The sequence below is a fragment of the Amycolatopsis sp. EV170708-02-1 genome (assembly GCF_022479115.1).
Classification (GTDB): domain Bacteria; phylum Actinomycetota; class Actinomycetes; order Mycobacteriales; family Pseudonocardiaceae; genus Amycolatopsis.
Window position 1 is genome coordinate 2,165,729 of record NZ_CP092497.1, and the last position, 18,837, is coordinate 2,184,565.

Genomic DNA, 18,837 nt, shown 5'->3' on the forward strand with positions numbered 1-18,837 from the left:
TTCAGAAAGCGCTTGGGATCGTCCGGGCCTCAGGCGGGCCCGGACCCGCTCACCGCGTACTCGGGCCGGGACGCGTCGGCGGCCCGCCGGTCCACAATGGACTGGAGGATCTCGCCGACCCGGACGGCGGTGTTGGACAGCAGCGAAGACGTGATGCCGTGCGTGTGCTCGGTGCCGCCCTGCAGATAGATCCCGCCGTCGAGCGGCGGTTCGGTGACGATCCGGTAGTCGCGTTCGACGCGGAGCCTGCCCTCGTCGTCGCGCGCGCAGGTGGAGGCGAGCTCGCCGAGCAACGGCGTCGGGTCCGCCGGGCTGTACCCGGTGGCGTACACGACGAAATCGGCGTCGAGCCTGGTCCGCTCGCCGGTCTCCAGCGCCTCGACGGTGACCCGCACTTCGGAGCCGGTGTCGGTGACCTCGGTGGGCCGGGAGACGTTGATCAGCTTCAGCCGCTCGATCCCCTGCACCTTCTCGCGGTAGACGCGCCGGTACAGCTCGTCGATGAGCTCGATGTCCACGGCCGAATAGTTGGTCGCGCCGTGGTAGCGCATCAGGCGGTCCTTGACCTCCGCTGGCGCCTCGTAGAACCGGCCGACCGCTTCGGGGTCGAAGATCCGGTTGGCGAAGGCGCTGTCATCGGCCGGGCTGTAGCCGTAGCGCGCGAACACCGCGCACACCTCGGCCCGGGGGAAGCGGTCGTGCAGCAGCGCGCTGACCTCCGCCGCGCTCTGGCCGGCGCCGACGACGACGAACCGGCGCGGTTCCTCGGCGGCCATGCCTTCCAGCCGGTGCAGGAGTTCGCTGTTGTGCCAGATGCGTGTGCCCGGCGTCACACCTTCGGGGAGATTCGGCCGCAGCCCGGTGCCCATCACCAGATTGCGGGCGCGCAGGTTCACGAGTTCGCCGTCGGTGCGGGCGTGCACGTCGAAGAACACGATCTCCTCGCCGTCGAACACCGGCGTGACGGAAAGCACTTCCGTGCCATAGGAAACCAGGTCGTCGACCTTCTCCGCCGCCCATTCGAAGTAGTCGTGGAACTCGATCCGCAACGGGAACAGGTTCTTGTGGTTGATGAAATCGACCAATCGGTCCTTGCTGTGCAAATACGACAGGAAGCTGAACGAACTGGTCGGGTTCCGCATCGTCGCGAGGTCCTTGAGGAAGGACACCTGCATGGTCGCGTTGTCGATCAACATCCCGCGGTGCCAGCCGAAACGCACCTGGCGCTCGAGGAAGTGGGCCGTGACGGTCTCCGCCCCGGGCGCGGCGTTGTGCTCGGTGACGGCGATGGCGAGCGCGAGGTTCGAGGGACCGAACCCGACCCCGACCACGTCGTAGACCGGAACCCGTTCACCGACCACTGCTCGTGCCATCTTGAACCCCTTGCGCGGCTCAGCCGCATCTCGGTACTTCGCAACAAAGACCAGGGAACCCTAACCTAAGTTAGGTGAGGCTCAACTAGTACTTTCAGTGGTGATGTTCATCCCTCGACCAGGAGGAGGCCGGTCCCATGCGGGTCGCCATGTTCGGATACCAGACCTGGGGACACCGCACCCTGCGGGCGTTGATCGACGCGGGCCACGATGTCGCCCTCGTCGTCACCCACCCGAAGAGTGACCACGCCTACGAGAAGATCTGGTCCGACTCCGTCGCGGACCTCGCCGAGGAGAACGGGATCCGCGCGCTGCTGCGGCAGCGTCCCGACGACGCGGAACTGCTGGCGGAGCTGAAGGAAGCCGATCTCGACCTGATCGTCGCCAACAACTGGCGCACCTGGCTGCCGCCCGAGATCTTCGAGATGCCGCGGTACGGCACGCTCAACGTCCACGACTCGCTGCTGCCCGCCTACGCCGGCTTCTCGCCGCTGATCTGGGCGCTCATCAACGGCGAGAAGGAGGTCGGCCTCACCGCCCACATGATGGACGCCGACCTCGACGCGGGCGACATCGTGCTGCAGCGTTCCGTCCCGGTCGGACCGAAGGACACGACGACCGATCTGTTCCACCGGACGGTCGACCTCATCGCGCCGATCACCACCGAAGCCATCGAGCTGATCGCGAAGGGGAACTTCACCCCGGTCAAACAGGACAGGTCCAAGGCGAGCTTCTTCCACAAGCGGGCGCTCGAAGACAGCCTCATCGACTGGACCTGGCCCGCGGACGAGATCGAGCGGCTGGTGCGCGCCCAGTCCGACCCGTACCCCAACGCCTTCACCTACCACCGCGGCAAGCAGCTGCGCGTGATCCGCTCTTCGGTGTCGGTGGGCCAGTACGGCGGCACCCCCGGCCGGATCTTCATCCGTGAGGGTGAAGGCGTCGTGATCGTCGCCGGCCCCGAGTCGCGCCGCGGCCGGTCGCACGGGCTCGTCATCGAGCGGGTGCGGACCGAGGACGGCACCGAACTGGCCGCGACCGACTACTTCCGGACCATGGGCGGATACCTCACCACCCGCCCCTGACCTGCGGTTTCCTCGGTCCCGCGAAAAAGTCATCGCGGGACCGATGAGTTCCGGCGAAGGGCGCCGTTACATCGGGTAAGAACACTCGATGGGAGGCGCCATGACCGACACGATCGCCGCGGCGAAGGCGGGAGACGAAACCGCCTTCGCCGCGCTCACCGGCGGCCACCGGCGGGAACTGCACGTCCACTGCTACCGGATGCTCGGCTCGTTCGACGAGGCGGAGGACGCCGTCCAGGAGGCGCTGCTCAACGCGTGGCGCGGGCTGGGCACCTTCGACGGTGGCAACTTCCGCGCGTGGCTGTACCGGATCGCCACCAACGCCTGCCTCGACGCGCTCCGCAAGAAGGATCGACGGGTGCCGTCGGCCCGCTCGTTCGCCGAAGTCCCTTGGATCCAGCCGTATCCGGACCGCCTGCTGGACGAGATCGCGCCGTCGGAGGCCGAACCGCACGCGCTCGCCGTCGCCAGGGAGACCATCGAGCTCGCCTTCCTCGCGGCCCTGCAGATGCTGCCGCCGCGGCAACGCGCGGTGCTGATCCTGCGCGACGTGCTGGGCTGGCAGGCCGCCGAAACCGCGGAACTGCTCGACCTCTCGGTCCCCGCCGCGAACAGCGCCCTGCAACGGGGCCGCGCGACCCTGCGCGAACGTCTCCCCCAGCAGCGCGGCGAATGGTCGGTCCCGGCTCCCTCCGAAGAGGAACGCGCACTGGTCCGGCGGCTCGTCGAAGCCCACGACAACGGCGATTTCGGCACTTTGAGCAGTTTGGTCCGCGACGACGTCCGCGTCACCATGCCGCCGGAGCCCCACTGCCACCTCGGTCTCGAAAACCTCGCCCGGCTCGGCCGGATCGCCGAGGAGATGGGCGAATGGCGTGCCGTCGCGGTCGACGCCAACCGCATGCCCGCCTTCGCCTCGTACCTGCGGCGCCCGGGCGACACCGTCTTCCGTGCCTTCAAGCTCGACGTCGTTCGTCTCGTCGGCGGCAAGGCCGCGGAGTTCACCACGTTCGACAGCCACCTGTTCCCGGCCTTCGGCCTGGACACCGTCCTGGAGGGACAGTAATGCCGGAGAAGATGACCGACGACCAGCGCCGCGCCTTCCTCGCCGAAGGCACCCGCACCGCCGTCTTCGCGACGGTCCGCCCGGACGGCAGGCCGCACGCGGTGCCGGTCTGGTTCGCCCTCGACGGGGACGACATCCTGGTCAACCTGGGCGCGGACACCGTCAAAGGCAAGGCGCTCAAGGAGAATCCGCGGGTTTCGGTGGTTGCCGACGACCCGCTCCCGCCGTACTCGTTCGTCAGTGTCGAGGGTGTCGCGGAGATCGTTTCGGATCCGGACGGGGTCCGTCTCGGCTCGGAACCGATCGCGCGGCGGTACCTCGGCGACGCCGGGCAGGAGGCCGTCGACGGGTGGCTGGCGTACGCGACGTCGCCGGGGAAGGTGATCGTGCGGGTGCGGCCGGAGCATTTCGTGGCGATCGCGAAGGTCGGCGGCTGACCGCTTCGGGCCTCGTGAGTGTTCAGGACGGTTAGAACCGTCCCTGCCACTCACGAGGCCCGATGTACCGCCGAGCGGGAGCCACTGGCCGCCGCCGCCGTTCGGCGCCAGGATGTGCTCGTGGCCGAGATCGTTTTCGAAGACAGCACCCGTTCCTGGCTCATCCGCACGCCGGCCACGAGCTACGCGCTCAGGCTGGCCGAGGACGACGCGCCCTCCCACGTCTACTGGGGCCCGGCACTCACCGCCGGCCAGCTCGCCGACGTCCTCAGCCGGACCGAGGAACGCTGGGACTCCTTCAACGATCCCAACGAGGGTCTGGACGAACTCGCCGCCGACGGCGGCACCCGCTACTGGACCCCCGCCCTCCAGGTCCGGTTCGCCGACGGGACCCGCGCCCTCGAGTGGCGGTACCTCGGCCACGACATCGACGACGATCAGCTGCGCGTCCATTTCCGCGATCGCCACTACCCGCTGCGGATCACGCTCGGCTACCGTGTCCCGGCGGGCACCGACGTCATCGAGCGCTGGACCGAACTCGCCCACGACGGCACGGACGGCCCGATCGAGATCATCCGCGCAGACTCGGCGACCTGGGTCGCACCGATCAGGCCGGACTACCGGATCAGCCACGTCACCGGCGGCTGGGCCGCCGAGAGCCGGCTGCTCCGCGAGCCCGTCCCCCACGGCGAGACCACGTTCGGCAGCAGGCGCGGCATCACCAGCCATCACGCCAACCCGTGGGTGATGCTCGACGACGGCGAAGCCACCGAGCGGCACGGCGAGGTCTACAGCGCCGCGCTCGCGTGGAGCGGTTCGTGGCGGATCACCACCACCCGCTCCTCCACCGGACGGCTCACCGTCACCGGCGGCTCCGGCCAGGACGGCGTCGTCCCCCGGCTCGCACCCGGCGACACGCTCATCACCCCGGTCTTCGCCGGGTTGTACACCGACGGCGGATTCGGTGCCGCGAGCCGCGCCTGGCACGCGTACACGCTCGGCCATGTCCTGCCGTATCCCGGCGAGCTCCGGCCGGTGCTCTACAACTCCTGGGAGGCGACGGGTTTCGACGTCACCGAGGCCGGGCAACGCGCGCTGGCGGAGAAGGCCGCGGCGCTCGGCGTGGAACTGTTCGTGATGGACGACGGCTGGTTCGGCGCCCGCAGCGGTGATCACGCGGGCCTCGGCGACTGGCAGGTGAACCGCGACAAGTTCCCCGACGGTCTCGAACCGCTCGTCCGCGAAGTGCACCGGCTCGGCATGAAGTTCGGGCTCTGGGTCGAACCCGAAATGGTCAACCCAGACAGCGATCTGTACCGCGCCCACCCGGACTGGGTCCTGCACCATCCACATCGGACACGTTCGGAACTGCGACGCCAGCTGGTGCTCAATTTCGCCAGGCCGGATGTCGCCGAATGGGCGTTCGGCACGCTCGACGCCCTCGTCGGCGAGCACGGGATCGACTTCCTGAAATGGGACATGAACCGGCCCTTCAGCGAAGCGGGCTGGCCGGACGGCAGCGATCCGGACACGCTGTGGGTGGAGCACACCCGCTCGGTCTACGCGATCATGGACCGCCTGCGCGACCGCCATCCCGGGCTGCGGATCGAGGCGTGCAGCGGCGGTGGCGGGCGGATCGACCTCGGGGTCATGGCCAGGACCGATCAGGTCTGGACCTCCGACAACACCGACGCGCTCGACAGGCTCGTCATCCAGCACGGCTACGGCCAGGTGTACCCGGCGCGCGCGATGTCCGCGTGGGTCACCGACGACCCCAACTTCGTCACCCGGCGGTCCACTCCCCTGCGGTTCCGGTTCCACGTCGCGATGGCGGGCGTGCTCGGCATCGGCGGCGACATCGTGAAGTGGCCGGAGGAGGATCTGACCTACGCGCGCGAACAGATCGCGCTGTACAAGGACATCCGGCCGGTCGTCCAGCACGGCAGGCTCCACCGTCTCGTGCCGCCGGCCACCGACGGTGTCTCCGCGCTGCAGTACGTGGCGGCCGACGGTGGACGCGCGGTGGTGTTCGTGTTCCGGCAAGCGGCACATTTCCACACTCCCGAACGACCCCTCCGGCTCGACGGTCTCGACCCCGCCGCCCGCTACCGCGACGAGGACACCGGAAAGGTGTGGCACGGCGCCTCGCTCCTGGCACACGGCCTGTTCCCCGGCCTTCCGGACGGCGATTTCGCGAGCGCGGTGATCCGGTTGACGAAGGTCTAAGCCCCGCGATAGATCAGATGTATCACCTCATTTCGCCCGCGTAAGGCGGATTTCGCCGCTTGACAACCCCCTAGACATCCGATCGAATGCCGTCGTATATGAGACGTCGTGCATCGCCGCGAGAAGGGTGACTGGGGCATGAGAAGGTCCTTCGCGTTGGGAGCCGCACTACTCCTCGCCGCGAGCCTCACCGGATGCACCGTCGGCGGCGGGACGAACGCCTCCGGCGGCGAGATCACCTTCCTGACGTTCGAGACGCCGAACCTTCCACCGTCCTATTGGGACTCCGCCATCAAACGCGTCACCGACCGCGATCCCGGCCTGCGCGTGAAGAAGCTGGTCGCCCCGTCGACCGACCGCACGGGTTACGCGAAACAACTCCTGCAGTCCGGCCAGTTCCCCGACGTCGCGATCGCGGTCGATTCGGCAGGCTTCGCCGAATCGGGCAACCTCTACGCCTGGACGCCCGAGGAGCTCAAGGACTTCCAGTTCCCCGGCGCCAACCCGATCAAGGGCGGGCACCACCAGCTGCCCGCCAACACCCAGACCATCCCGCCGATCTACTACAACAAGAAGCTCTTCGCCGACGCCGGGATCACGTCGACGCCGTCGACCTGGAACGAACTCCTCGCCGCGTCGGAGAAACTGAAGGCGAAGGGCGTCACCCCGTTCACCATCGGCGGCGGCAAGGAAGGTTTCCCGTCCGCGATGCTGTTGGACGGCCTCGTCAGCGTCGACGTCTACGGCAAGACACCGGACTGGCTTTCCCAGCGGCGGGCCGACCAGGTCAAGTTCACCGATCCGGCCTTCCAGCAGGCGTTCGGCAAGTTCGCCGACCTGGTGGCCAAGGGCTACCTCGACAAGACCCAAGTCTCGCGGGACTACTCGGCGACCGAGGCGGCCTTCCTCAACGGCGAAGGCGCGATGTACCCGATGGGCAACTGGTTCGCCGCGAGCGCCGACGCCAAGAAGCCGCCGTTCGAGATCGGCGTCTTCAACTTTCCGTCCGAGGACGGGAAACTCGTCGTCCCCGCGTACACCGGTGGCGGAATCGTCGTCAACGCGAAATCGCGGAACCTCGACGCGGCAAGGAAGTTCGCGCTCGCGTTCCAGCTGGACAAGCAACAGATCGACGCCTCGGTCAAGGCCGACGGCCTGTTCCCCGCGATCAAGGGCTACACGCCGCCCGCCGACGTCGGCCCGGTCTTCAAAGCGGGATACGAGCTGTACAAGGAAGCCGTCGCGAAGGACGCGGTCGTGAACGCCTTCAGCTGGGAGACCGCGGACGACGGGCTCCTGCCGGGTATGAAGGACAAGGTGTACCAGGCCGCGCAGGACGTCATCACCGGCCGCAGAACGGTGGCCGACGCGTGCGCCTTCCTGGACACCGAGTGGGCGAAGGCGCGCTGACACCACGATGCGGAGAAAACCGATCCTGCCGAGGGTGTGGCATTTCGCCTCGTTCGGCGCCCCCGGCGTCGTCGTCTACCTGTGCTTCGTCATGGCACCGATCCTCATCAGCTTCGGCTACAGCCTGACGAACCACAACCCCTTCAACCCGCCCGCGGAATTCGTCGGCCTCGAGAACTATCGTCTGCTGTTCCAGGACGAACAGTTCCTGACCGCGCTGCGGGTCACCACCATCCTGACCGTGATCGTCGTGATCGTGCCGAACCTCCTCGGGCTCGGCGTCGCGGTGCTGCTCGACCGGAAAGGCTGGCTGTACAACGCTTTGCGGAGCATGTTCTTCACGCCCGTGATCCTCAGCTCGGTCGTGGTCAGCATCATCTGGACGAAACTGCTCGACGACCGGGGCCCGGTGAACGACGCTCTCCGCGCTCTCGGCGTCGAACATCCACCGGGCTGGCTTTCCGACCCTGATCTGGCGCTGTACTCGGTCGCGTCGATCGTGTGCTGGCAGATGCTGGGGTTCTGCGTGGTCGTGTACCTCGCGGGCCTGCAGGGCGTCCCGGCCGAACTACTGGAGGCCGCGGAGATCGACGGCGCCGGACCGGTCCGCCGGTTCCGCGCGGTGACGTGGCCGCTGCTCGCGCCATCACTGACGATCAACACCGTCGTCCTGCTGATCTCGGCGTTCAAGACCTACGACTACGTCAAGGTCGTCACCAACGGCGGGCCGGGTTCGGGCACCACGGCCACCATCGCGTTCGACGTCCTCGCCACCGGCCTCGACGCGAACCACGTCGGCTACGCGTCCGCGATGGCCATGGTGATGCTGGTGATCGTGGCGACCTTGACCACGATCGTGCTGCGTTTCCTGCGGCGGCGGGAGGTGGACCTGTGAGGTCGAAACTCCGGCCCGTCGCCGCGATCCTGGTGAGCGCGCTCTTCGCCGTGCCGCTGTACTACGTGCTCGTCAACGTGTTCAAACCCGGCGATCAGATCGCCCGGACGCCGGCGTCGGTCCCGCTGCCACCGACGCCGGCCAACATCCACGCCGTGCTCACCCGGCCCGACGGCCTGTTCTGGGTGAGCCTGGCGAACAGCGTGCTCGTCACCCTGCTGTCGATCATCGTGCTGACCGTGCTCTCGGCCATGCTCGGGCACTACCTGGCGCGTTCGGCCAAGCGGTGGACCAAGGTGCTCGCGCTGATCCTGCTGGCGGGCTTGATGATCCCGCCCCAGGTGATCCTCATCCCGGTCACCGAGGTGCTGCGGCTGACCGGGCTGATGGCGACGATCCAGGGCCTGGTGCTGTTCAACGTCGGCTACTACGTGCCCTTCGGGGTCTTCGTGTTCACCGGGTTCATCCGCGGGGTGCCGGTGGAACTCGAGGAGGCCGCCCTGCTCGACGGCGCGAGCCGGACGCAGGTGTTCTGGCGGATCGTGTTCCCGCTGCTGCGCCCGGCCACGGCGAGTGTGCTGATCTTCCTCGGCGTGTGGATCTGGAACGACTTCATCGACCCGTTGATCATCCTCGGCCCCAGCCAGGGGACCACGGTCACCACCGGGATCTACCGCTCGATCGGGCAATACCAGGCGGATCTCGGCAGCGTCTTCGCGTTGATGTTCCTGGCGACGCTGCCGGTGCTGATCTTCTATCTGGCGCTGCAGAAGCAGTTCGTGAAGGGGCTCACCGGGGGCGCGACCAAGGGCTGACCCGCGCTATTCGAGGATCAAGGCAAAGGTGGCGTGGTACTCGCGATCGGTCACTGAGGGACTATGTCTCCGCCCCTCGTGATCACTCGGCGTGGTCGATGAAGTATGGGTGTTACCGCGGGTGAGGGGTGTGTGGAAATAGGGACGTTCAACGTCTCTATTTCCACACACCCTCACATCTCCGGCGGTCTGCCCGTCGTGACCGGACCGGTCACGACGGGACCGTGTGGATTTCTGGTCATCCAACGCCCCAAAATCCACACAGTGCGCGTCCTGGGGCCGGACGTTCCGCAAGGCCGCTGACCAGCACCCACAGACACGCCACATTTGCCTTAACCCTCATTAGTCCTCTGAATGCGTGCCGCATTCAGAGGACCAAACGCTCAGAGTTCGGTGACCTTCCCGTCGGCCACTTCCAGCCGCCGCGTCGTCGCCACCGCGTCCAGCATCCGCCGGTCGTGCGTCACCAGCAGCAGCGTCCCCGGATACTCCGCCAGCGCCGACTCCAGCTGCTCGATCGCGGGCAGGTCGAGATGGTTCGTCGGCTCGTCGAGCACCAGCAGGTTCACCCCGCGCGCCTGCAGCAGCGCCAGCGCGGACCGGGTCCGCTCCCCCGGCGACAGCGTGGCCGCCGACCGCAGGACGTGCGCGGCCTTCAGCCCGTACTTCGCCAGCAGCGTGCGCACGTCGGCGTCGGCGAGTTCCGGCACCTCCCGGGCGAACGCCTCGACGAGCGGAAGGTCGCCGAGGAACAGCTTCCGCGCCTGATCGACTTCGCCGACCACGACACCGGAACCGAGCGAAGCGGCGCCCTCGTCGACCGGGACCCGCCCGAGCAACGCCGCGAGCAGCGTCGACTTCCCGGCGCCGTTGGCCCCGGTGATCGCGACCTTGTCCGCCCAGTCGATCTGCAGGTCGACCGGGCCGAGGGTGAACCCGCCCCGCCGCACCACCGCGCCGCGCAGGGTCGCCACGACCGCGCCCGCCCGGGGCGCCGCCGCGATCTCCATGCGCAGTTCCCATTCCTTGCGCGGTTCTTCGACGACATCGAGCCGCTCGATCATGCGGTCGGTCTGGCGCGCCTTCGACGCCTGCTTCTCGGTCGCCTCGCTCCGGAACTTGCGGCCCACCTTGTCGTTGTCGGTGGCCTTGCGCCGGGCGTTCTTGACGCCCTTCTCCATCCACGAACGCTGCATCGCACCACGGGCTTCGAGCGAGGCCTTGGTGTTCGCGTACTCCTCGTACTCCTCCCGGGCGTGCCGACGCGCGACGGCACGCTCCTCCAGGTACGACTCGTAGCCGCCTCCGTAGGTCCGCACCTGCTGCTGCGCGTAGTCGAGCTCGACGACGCGGTCCACGGTGCGGGCGAGGAACTCCCGGTCGTGGCTGACCAGCACGGTCCCGGCGCGGAGCCCGGTCACGAACCGCTCCAGCCGTTCCAGGCCGTCGAGGTCGAGGTCGTTGGTCGGCTCGTCGAGCAGGAAGATGTCGTACCGGCTCAGCAGCAGCGAGGCCATCCCGGCGCGCGCCGCCTGCCCGCCCGAGAGCGACAGCATCGGCTGGTCGAGGTTGACGGTGAGCCCGAGATCCGCGACGACCTCCCCCGCCCTGTCGTCCAGGTCCGCCCCGCCGAGCGCGAGCCACCGGTCGAGGGCGAGCCCGTAGGCGTCGTCCGCTCCGGGTTCGCCCGCGGTGAGCGCCTCGGTGGCGGCGTCGAGCGCGGCCTGGGCGGCGGTGACGCCGGTGCGCCGGGAGAGGAACGCGCGGACGGACTCACCCTCGCGGCGTTCCGGTTCCTGCGGGAGGTGACCGACGGTGGCCGTCGGCGGGTTCAGCCGGACACTGCCCTCTTCCGGCGGCACGAGGCCGCCGAGCGTCTTCAGCAGGGTCGATTTGCCCGCGCCGTTCACACCGACGAGACCGATCACTTCGCCCGGGGCGACGACCAGGTCGAGACCGGAGAACAGAACACGGTCGCCGTGGCCGGCGGCGAGATCCTTGGCAACGAGTGTGGCGCTCATGAGATCGGTAAGTCTACGGGGACCGATTGAACAGCTCGTGGTCCCTCGGAAGAGTGGCAAGTATCCAAGCGATCACGGAACGTGGGTAACCTGGTTGTTCTTCTGGACCCGAACGAATCCCCGAGCATTGAGGTCGGTGACAGCAAATGGCGGACTCCGCCACCCCGGTCCCCGTCGTCCACCAGCAGAAAGGCGGTACCCGTAGGCCGACGTTGAGCAGGCGGCGGGAAGTCGGCCATGCCAGCGCGCGGTCGCTGCTGATGACGATCCTCGGCGAGTACGTCCTGCCCCGTGATCAGGCGATCTGGACGTCGACGCTGGTCGAGGCGCTGAGCGTGCTGGACATCGAAGAGAAGTCCGCGCGGCAGGCGCTGGCCCGGTCCTCCGCCGAAGGCTGGGTCGTCTCCGAACGCGTCGGCCGAAGAGTGCGCTGGTCGCTCACTCCGCCAGGCAGGCGTCTGCTGACCGAAGGCGCGGAACGGATCTACGCCTTCGGCAACGAGGAGAAGGTGTGGGACGACCGCTGGCTGATGCTGATCGTCTCGGTCCCCGAGGCGAAGCGGGATCTCCGGCACAGGTTGCGCACGCGCCTCACGTGGGCCGGGTTCGGCTCACCGGTGGCGGGCGTCTGGGTCAGCCCCGATCTCAGCCGCCAGCGGGAGGCCCAGCAGATCGTGCAGGAACTCGGCCTCGACGCGCAGGCGATGTCGTTCACCGCCGCCTACGGCGACGTCGGCGACCAGGAGACGATGGTCGCGCGCTCCTGGGACCTGAGCGAGCTCAAGGACCGCTACGAGGACTTCATCGACCGCTTCACCGGTTTGCGTCCTTCCGGTGAACGCGGCGTCCTGCGCGCGCAGACCGAGCTCGTCCACGAATGGCGCAGCTTTCCGTTCCTCGATCCACGCCTCCCGCTAAAACTTCTCCCCGACGGTTGGAGCGGCGTGCGCGCGGCGGACCTCTTCCACCGCAAGCACGTCGAATGGCGACCAGAAGCACAGGCGCAATGGGACGAACTCGCGGCGACCTCGGGCTAGGGTCACGGGAAACCGACCCACCGGAGGGAACCCGCCTTGGCCACCTCGATCCGCCTCGACCGTGAAGACGACCTCGCCATCTTGACCATCGCTTCGCCGCCGCTGAACCTCTACACGGCGGAGCTTCAGCGCGAGCTGGGCGAGGCGATCGGCGAACTGGAAGCCACGCCGCCGCGCGCGGCGCTGATCCGCGCCGAGGGCAAGATCGTCAGCGGCGGGGTGGACGTCTCCCTGTTCGACGCCCAGTCGAGCGCCGCCGAGGCGAAGGTGCTCTTCGACGAGATGCTGGCGATCCCCGACCGGATCGCCGCACTCCCGTTCCCCACCGTGTTCGCCGCCCACGGCCTGTGCCTCACCTGGGCGTTCGAGGTCGCGGTCGCCTGCGACATCATCCTCGCGAGCGAGAAGGCCAAATTCGGCCTGGTCGAACGGGTCGTCGGCCTGACCCCGACGATGGGCGGCACGCAGCGGCTCGCCGCCCGCGCCGGCGTCGGCCGCGCGAAGGAGTTCGTGATGACGGGCGCGACCTATGACGCCGCGACGCTCGAACGCTGGAACGTGGTCAACCGGGTGTTTCCGGCGGACGGCTTCGACGAGGCCGTGCGCGCCTTCACGATCGACCTCGCGCAGGGGCCGACGCGGGCGCACGCCGCCACCAAGAAGGTCTTGGAGCACTACGAGCACGGCGGTGTCGCCGAGGCGAACGCGCACATCACGACCATCGCCGCCGGGCTCTTCGACACCGAGGACCTGCGCGGCGCGGTGAAGTCGTTCCTCGCCGACGGCCCGGGGAAGGCGACCTTCACCGGCCGCTGAGCCTTCCGCACCACTTCGAAACCGCGGCGTCGCCCCGAGCGACGCCGCGGTTTTCGTTTCAGGGGGCCGGTTCCGGCGCCGGAATCCGCCGAGCGCACGACGGGACGGTTCATGACCGACGAATCGGTCTAGACCTTTTATGCGCTCCGCGCTACATTCATCTGTGGTCTAGACCACACGCGCCATTGCAGAGCAGGCCAGTCTCGCCGCCTCTTTTGGAGAGAACCGCCATGAGACGCACCAGAAGAAGACTACTCAGCGCACTCACCGTGACACTCCTCGCCGCCGGGCTCCTCGTGGCCGCGGGTAATCCGGCGTTGGCGGCGGGCCGCCTCCGCGCCGCCTTCACCTTGACCGGGACCACCGGCGAGTACACCGTCACCAACCCCAGCAGCGAAACCGTCGCCGACTGGTCCATCACCTTCACCCTCCCCGCCGGCGTGACCGCCACGAGCGGCTCCAACGGCACGGTTTCCCAGACGGGCAACCAGGTCACCCTCACCCCGGCGTACTACATCAAATCCCTCGCGCCGGGCCGTTCGACCTATCCCTACAGCCCATCGTTCCGGCTGAGCTCCGCGGTCAACCCGACCACGTGCCGGATCGACGACGCCAACTGCGACGGTTCCGGCGACGCCCCGCCGTCGACCCCCGCCAACCTGCGCCTCGTGGCGAAGACGACCACGACCGCCGCGCTGGCCTGGAACGCCGCGGCTCCCGGCTCGCTGCCCGTCGTCGGCTACGACGTCTACCAGGGCACCACGCTGGCGGCCTCGGTCACCGGCACCGAAGCGAGGATCACCGGGCTGACGCCGAACACGGCCTACAGCTTCACCGTCGTCGCCAAGGACCGGAAGGACGCCAAGTCCCCGCCCACCCCGGCGCTGGCGGTGACCACCAACAACCCGAGCGACGACACCCAGGCGCCGACCGCGCCGTCGAACCTCCGCTCGACCGCGGTCACCTCGGGTTCGGTCGCACTGACGTGGAACGCGTCCACGGACAACACCGGCGTCGTCTCCTACGACGTCTACCGCGGCACGACGCTGGCCACCACGGTGACCGGGACGACCGCGACGGTGACCGGGCTTTCACCGTCCACTTCGTACTCTTTCACGGTCAAAGCCCGTGACGGGTACGACAACGTCTCCGCGGCGAGCGCGGCCGTCAGCGCTCGCACCGGCGACATCGTGAACGGGTACGCCCGGGTCGGCTATTTCGTCCAGTGGGGTATCTACGGCCGCCAGTTCTTCGTCAAGAACCTGGTGACCAACGGATCGGCCGCCAAGCTGACCCATCTGCTGTACGCCTTCGGGAACATCGACCCGGTCAACCACACCTGCCTTTCGGGTGTCACCAAGGGAACGACGTCCAACCCGCAGGACCCGAACCAGGGTGACGGCGCGGGCGACGCGGAAGCCGACTACTCGCGGCCGATGTCCGCGGCCCAGTCCGTCGACGGTGTCGGCGACACCGGCTGGGAGACGCTGCGCGGCAACTTCAACCAGCTGAAGAAGCTCAAGGCCAAGTACCCCAACCTGAAGGTGCTCATCTCCTTGGGCGGCTGGACCTACTCGAAGTACTTCTCCGACGTCGCGGCCACGCCCGCGTCGCGGCAGAAGTTCGTCGCCTCGTGCATCGACACGTACCTGAAGGGCAACGTGAAGCCGTACGGCGGCGCCGGCGGGCCGGGCACGGCCGCGGGCATCTTCGACGGTATCGACATCGACTGGGAGTGGCCTGGCAGCCCCGACGGGCACCCCGGGAACCACTGGAGCGCCAACGACAAGACGAACCTGACCGCGCTGCTGGCCGAATTCCGCACGCAGATGGACGCCTACGGCGCGACCACCGGCAAGCGGTACGAACTGCAGGCGTTCACCCCCGCCGACCCGGCGAAGGTGAAGGGCGGCTGGGAGATCCCGAAGATCTTCGACTACCTCGACGTCGCGAACGTGCAGGGCTACGACTTCCACGGCTCCGGCAGCGACAACTCGTGGGAGCCGAACCGCACCGGTCATCAGGGGAACCTCTACGCCGACGCGGACGATCCGTACAACTTCAAGTTCAGTGTGGAGTCGGCGATCAACGCCTACACCGAAGCCGGTGCCAATCCACGGAAACTGACCCTGGGGCTCGCCTTCTACGGAAGAGGCTGGCAAGGGGTCGCGGACGGCGGCAAGAAGGGTGAATGGCAGAGCGCGACGGGAGCCGCGCCAGGCCAGTTCGCCGAGGAAGCAGGTACTCGTGGCTACGCGAATCTCTTGGCCAGTGTCCCCAACTGCGCCGTCCAGCACGACACCGCGGCCGTGGCCACGTCGTGCTACACCGGCAACGGCGGGCAATGGTGGACCTTCGACGACGCCTGGTCCATCCAGCAGAAGGTCGCCTGGCTCAAGACGAGAGGACTGCTCGGGGTCATGGCCTGGGAGATGTCCGGTGACACCGGATCCCTCATGACCACAGTGGACAACTCGCTGAAGTGATGCCTCGTGAGTGGTAAGGACGGTTAGAACCGTCCTTACCACTCACGAGCGCGACTGCGCCCTCGCCTACACCGAGTCCTTGGTCGCGGACCAGCCGCCGTCGACCACCAGTTGCGTCCCCGTGACGTACGAGGCCGCGGACGAGGCCAGGAACGCGATCACCTCGGCCACCTCGGCGGGCTCCCCGAGCCTCCCCGCCGGGGTGGCCTTGACCGCGCGAGCGCGATCGGCCTCGTCCACCTTGTCCCAGGCCGGCGTGCGGATCGGGCCGGGCAGCACGGAGTTCACGCGGACGTCGGGCGCGTACTCCACGGCCAGCTGACGGGCGAGCGCCACCAAAGCTCCCTTGCTCGCCGCGTAGGCGGGACGCCCGGGCAGGCCGATCATGGCGTGCACCGAGGAGACCAGGACGATCGATCCTCGCCGCTCCCGCAACGACGGCAGGCAGGCCTTGGCGCCGAGATACGCGCCCGCCAGATTGACGTCCAGCTGGCGGTCCCAGTCCTTCCTGCCGAGCTCGTGCAGCGGCGCCATCACCGAGGTGAACGCGTTGCTGACCAGGACGTCGACCCCGCCGCACGTCTCTTCCGCCAGCTCGACGGCCCGGCGCCACGTGTCCTCCTCGGACACGTCGCCGACGACGCTGTGCCGGAGTCCGGGCTGCCCGGTGATGTCGATGCCGACGATGGTGTGGCCCGCCGCGCCCAAGCGGGCGGCGGTCGCCGCGCCGATACCGGACGTCGCTCCCGAAACGATCGCGCAGGATGTGGTCAAAAGGGATTCACCTCCACGTCGGCTTGCTGCACAGTGTGCCTCGTGACTTCTGCGAACGACGACCGGACTCTGCTCATCGTCGGCTCCTACACGGCCGCGAGCAACGGCAGCGGCGAGGGCATCGGCACGTTCTGGCGCGACGCCCGGACCGGGGAGCTGACCCCGGCGGGCTCGCTCGAACTGGATTCGCCGAGCTGGCTGACACCGCATCCCACTCTTCCGGTGCTCTACGCCGTCAACGAGACGGCCGAAGGCGCGGTCACCGCCGTGGCGGTCGCCGAAGACGGGACCCTGTCGGCCTTGAACTCGCTGCCGACCGGCGGGGCGGATCCGTGCCATCTGTCGGTCACCCCGGATGGCCGGTTCCTGCTGTGCGCCAACTACAGCGGCGGCAGCCTGGCCGCGTTCGCGCTGGGCCCGGACGGGGTGCCCACCGTGCGGACCGCGCTGGTCCAGCACGAAGGCAGCGGCCCGAACACCGAACGGCAGGAAGCCGCGCACGTCCACATGGCCGTCGTCGACGAGACCGGCACGCTGGTCAGCGCGGTCGATCTGGGCACCGACGAGATCCGCGGCTACCGGCTCGGCGAGGATGGCGAACTGATCCCCTTGTCGGTGTCGACGCTGCCCGCCGGGACCGGGCCACGGCAACTGGTCCGGCGTCCCGGTACGAGCCACGCGTACGTCGTCGGCGAACTGGCCGCGTCGCTGGTGACGGTGCGCGAAGAGCCGCCGGGCACGTTCGTCGTGGAGAACTCCGTTCCGGCGACGCTCGAACCGGGCGGCGAGAACCTCCCGGCGCAGCTCGTCCTGCACGACAACCGGCTGTTCCTGTCGAACCGGGGCCCCGAAAGGATCACGGAGTTCACTTTCGACGGTGTGGCCGTGGCCGACCACGGCACCGGCGAATGGCCACGGCACTTCTCCGTCGTCGGCGAGCATTGTTATGTCGCGGCGCAGAGCGGTGACGCGATCGAGGCCTACGAACGCGCGACCTGGCGCCTGATCGGCAGTTATCCGGTCGGAAGCCCGGCCTTCGTCGGCCTGTGGCCGCATTGATTCGTTCAGCCCGCTGAACAGGACGGGCTTCTTTCTTTTCGAGGCGAATAAAGGTCTTGACGCAACTGGTTCAGACCATGACACTGAATCGCACGCCGCCGGTGACCTGGCTCACACCCGCCCGAGGAGAACCATGTCCCTACCGAGGAAACTGCTCACCCTGGCCACGCTCGTCCCGTTGGCACTAGGCCTTTTCAGTGCTCCCGCACAGGCCGCACCCGCCACTTTCACCCATCCCGGCGTGCTGGTCAGCCGCCCGCAACTGGACTTCGTCCGCGCCAAGGTGCAGGCCGGCGCGCAACCCTGGAAACAGGCCTACGACGCGATGATGTCGAGTTCATACGCCTCGCTGTCCCGGTCACCGAAACCACGCGCCATCGTCGAATGCGGTTCCTATTCGAACCCGAACATCGGCTGTACCGATGAACGGCAAGACGCGATCGCCGCGTATTCCCTTTCGCTGGCGTGGTACATCACGCGCGACGCGAAATACGCGACCAAGGCGATCGAGATCATGGACGCCTGGTCCGCGGTGTTGAAGGATCACACGAACAGCAACGCTCCCCTGCAATCGGCGTGGTCGGCCTCCTCGTGGCCGCGCGCCGCGGAGATCATCAAACACACCTACACGAGCTGGCCGAACTCCGGCCGCTTCGGCACCATGCTCCGGAACGTGTACCTGCCCGAGGTGATCAACGGCAGTCACAGCAACGGGAACTGGGAACTCAGCATGACCGAGGCCGCGATCGGCATCGCCGTGTTCCTCGACGACAAGACGACCTACGACAAGGCCGTCGCGAAGTTCCGCACCCGCGTCCCCGCCTACCTCTACCTGACCAGCGACGGCGCGCTCCCGAAGACCGCGCCCGGCAGCGGCCTGGACACCCGCGACAAGATCGTGAAGTACTGGCAAGGCCAGACGACGTTCGTCAACGGCCTCTCGCAGGAGACCTGCCGCGACTTCACCCATACCGGCTACGGTCTCGCCGCCATCGCGGACTTCGCCGAGACCACCCGCATCCAGGGCCAGGACCTCTACCCCGAGATCGCCGACCGCCTCCGCGAAGGCCTCGGCTTCCACGCGAAGTACCAGATGGGTGCCGCCGTCCCGTCGTGGCTGTGCGGCGGCAGCCTGAAGCTCGGCCTCGGCCCGATCACCGAGGTCGGATACAACCACCTCCACACCCGCCTCGGGCACACCATGAGCAACACCGAGGCCCTCACCCTGCGCCAACGCCCGGCGGGCACCAACAGCCTGTTCGTCGCCTGGCAGACCCTCACGCACGCCGGCAACCCTCAGTGACCCCGTGGGGGCCGCCCGAATGCGGCAGGGCGGC

15 protein-coding genes are annotated in these 18,837 nt (G+C 68.1%); 12 read left to right on the plus strand and 3 right to left on the minus strand.

The annotated features are described in order from the left end of the window. Positions 1–29: 29 nt before the first annotated feature. Positions 30–1,373: a lysine N(6)-hydroxylase/L-ornithine N(5)-oxygenase family protein gene (locus MJQ72_RS09955; protein ID WP_240598814.1), complete on the minus strand. Its 1,344-nt coding sequence runs from the start codon at positions 1,371–1,373 to the stop codon at positions 30–32. Between the two features lie 137 nt (positions 1,374–1,510). On the opposite strand from MJQ72_RS09955, the gene MJQ72_RS09960 reads away from it, so the two are divergent. The 7 genes from MJQ72_RS09960 to MJQ72_RS09990 all read left to right on the plus strand — a co-directional run bounded on the left by MJQ72_RS09960 (position 1,511) and on the right by MJQ72_RS09990 (position 9,307). Beyond that, positions 1,511–2,458: a methionyl-tRNA formyltransferase gene (locus MJQ72_RS09960; protein WP_240598816.1), complete on the plus strand. Its 948-nt coding sequence runs from the start codon at positions 1,511–1,513 to the stop codon at positions 2,456–2,458. A gap of 100 nt (positions 2,459–2,558) precedes the next feature. Further along, entirely contained in the window at positions 2,559–3,524 is a 966-nt protein-coding gene (locus tag MJQ72_RS09965; RefSeq protein WP_240598818.1) for an RNA polymerase subunit sigma-70, read from the plus strand. Then, positions 3,524–3,961, plus strand: coding sequence for a PPOX class F420-dependent oxidoreductase (locus MJQ72_RS09970; protein WP_240598819.1), 438 nt, complete (start codon positions 3,524–3,526; stop codon positions 3,959–3,961). Before MJQ72_RS09965 ends, MJQ72_RS09970 begins: the two co-directional genes overlap by 1 nt. 120 nt (positions 3,962–4,081) lie before the next feature. Further along, on the plus strand, positions 4,082–6,187 hold the full coding sequence (locus MJQ72_RS09975) for an alpha-galactosidase (RefSeq protein WP_240598820.1): 2,106 nt from the start codon (positions 4,082–4,084) through the stop codon (positions 6,185–6,187). Positions 6,188–6,325: 138 nt separating this feature from the next. Then, positions 6,326–7,597 carry an extracellular solute-binding protein gene (locus MJQ72_RS09980; protein ID WP_240598822.1) on the plus strand — a complete coding sequence of 424 codons (1,272 nt, stop codon included), beginning with the start codon at positions 6,326–6,328 and terminating at the stop codon, positions 7,595–7,597. 7 nt (positions 7,598–7,604) lie between these two features. Beyond that, a complete protein-coding gene (locus MJQ72_RS09985; RefSeq protein WP_240598824.1) occupies positions 7,605–8,492 on the plus strand; it encodes a carbohydrate ABC transporter permease in 888 nt (295 codons plus the stop codon). Next, positions 8,489–9,307: a carbohydrate ABC transporter permease gene (locus tag MJQ72_RS09990; RefSeq protein WP_240598825.1), complete on the plus strand. Its 819-nt coding sequence runs from the start codon at positions 8,489–8,491 to the stop codon at positions 9,305–9,307. Before MJQ72_RS09985 ends, MJQ72_RS09990 begins: the two co-directional genes overlap by 4 nt. A 383-nt stretch (positions 9,308–9,690) precedes the next feature. Here the strand turns inward: MJQ72_RS09990 and MJQ72_RS09995 are convergent, their stop codons facing one another. Beyond that, positions 9,691–11,328 carry an ABC-F family ATP-binding cassette domain-containing protein gene (locus tag MJQ72_RS09995; protein ID WP_240598826.1) on the minus strand — a complete coding sequence of 546 codons (1,638 nt, stop codon included), beginning with the start codon at positions 11,326–11,328 and terminating at the stop codon, positions 9,691–9,693. A 146-nt stretch (positions 11,329–11,474) separates the two neighbouring features. Between MJQ72_RS09995 and MJQ72_RS10000 the strand changes: the two genes are divergently transcribed. From MJQ72_RS10000 to MJQ72_RS10010, 3 genes are all read left to right on the plus strand, one after another. After that, the gene (locus MJQ72_RS10000) at positions 11,475–12,365 is read left to right on the plus strand and encodes a PaaX family transcriptional regulator C-terminal domain-containing protein (RefSeq protein ID WP_396426935.1); all 891 of its coding nucleotides are present in this window, start codon (positions 11,475–11,477) and stop codon (positions 12,363–12,365) included. A gap of 36 nt (positions 12,366–12,401) precedes the next feature. Continuing rightward, positions 12,402–13,181, plus strand: a complete 780-nt coding sequence (locus MJQ72_RS10005) for an enoyl-CoA hydratase/isomerase family protein (RefSeq protein ID WP_240598828.1) — start codon at positions 12,402–12,404, stop codon at positions 13,179–13,181. Between the two features lie 269 nt (positions 13,182–13,450). Then, complete coding sequence (locus tag MJQ72_RS10010) at positions 13,451–15,667, plus strand: glycosyl hydrolase family 18 protein (RefSeq protein WP_240598829.1); 2,217 nt, start codon at positions 13,451–13,453, stop codon at positions 15,665–15,667. 66 nt (positions 15,668–15,733) lie between these two features. On the opposite strand, the gene MJQ72_RS10015 is transcribed toward MJQ72_RS10010, so the two are convergent. Further along, positions 15,734–16,441: an SDR family NAD(P)-dependent oxidoreductase gene (locus tag MJQ72_RS10015; RefSeq protein WP_240598830.1), complete on the minus strand. Its 708-nt coding sequence runs from the start codon at positions 16,439–16,441 to the stop codon at positions 15,734–15,736. 42 nt (positions 16,442–16,483) lie between these two features. Here MJQ72_RS10015 and MJQ72_RS10020 point away from each other — a divergent pair, with 42 nt between their 5' ends. Then, positions 16,484–17,500 carry a lactonase family protein gene (locus MJQ72_RS10020; protein WP_240598831.1) on the plus strand — a complete coding sequence of 339 codons (1,017 nt, stop codon included), beginning with the start codon at positions 16,484–16,486 and terminating at the stop codon, positions 17,498–17,500. Between the two features lie 133 nt (positions 17,501–17,633). Beyond that, the gene (locus MJQ72_RS10025) at positions 17,634–18,803 is read left to right on the plus strand and encodes an alginate lyase family protein (protein ID WP_240598832.1); all 1,170 of its coding nucleotides are present in this window, start codon (positions 17,634–17,636) and stop codon (positions 18,801–18,803) included. Positions 18,804–18,837 lie beyond the last annotated feature (34 nt).

What these genes read in the sequence shown, in the direction of transcription:
- MJQ72_RS09955 (WP_240598814.1), bottom strand. Translation starts at nt 1,373, where the DNA reads ATGGCACGAGCAGTGGTCGGTGAACGGGTTCCGGTCTACGACGTGGTC.
- MJQ72_RS09960 (WP_240598816.1), top strand. Translation starts at nt 1,511, where the DNA reads ATGCGGGTCGCCATGTTCGGATACCAGACCTGGGGACACCGCACCCTG.
- MJQ72_RS09965 (WP_240598818.1), top strand. Translation starts at nt 2,559, where the DNA reads ATGACCGACACGATCGCCGCGGCGAAGGCGGGAGACGAAACCGCCTTC.
- MJQ72_RS09970 (WP_240598819.1), top strand. Translation starts at nt 3,524, where the DNA reads ATGCCGGAGAAGATGACCGACGACCAGCGCCGCGCCTTCCTCGCCGAA.
- MJQ72_RS09980 (WP_240598822.1), top strand. Translation starts at nt 6,326, where the DNA reads ATGAGAAGGTCCTTCGCGTTGGGAGCCGCACTACTCCTCGCCGCGAGC.
- MJQ72_RS09985 (WP_240598824.1), top strand. Translation starts at nt 7,605, where the DNA reads ATGCGGAGAAAACCGATCCTGCCGAGGGTGTGGCATTTCGCCTCGTTC.
- MJQ72_RS09995 (WP_240598826.1), bottom strand. Translation starts at nt 11,328, where the DNA reads ATGAGCGCCACACTCGTTGCCAAGGATCTCGCCGCCGGCCACGGCGAC.
- MJQ72_RS10000 (WP_396426935.1), top strand. Translation starts at nt 11,475, where the DNA reads ATGGCGGACTCCGCCACCCCGGTCCCCGTCGTCCACCAGCAGAAAGGC.
- MJQ72_RS10025 (WP_240598832.1), top strand. Translation starts at nt 17,634, where the DNA reads ATGTCCCTACCGAGGAAACTGCTCACCCTGGCCACGCTCGTCCCGTTG.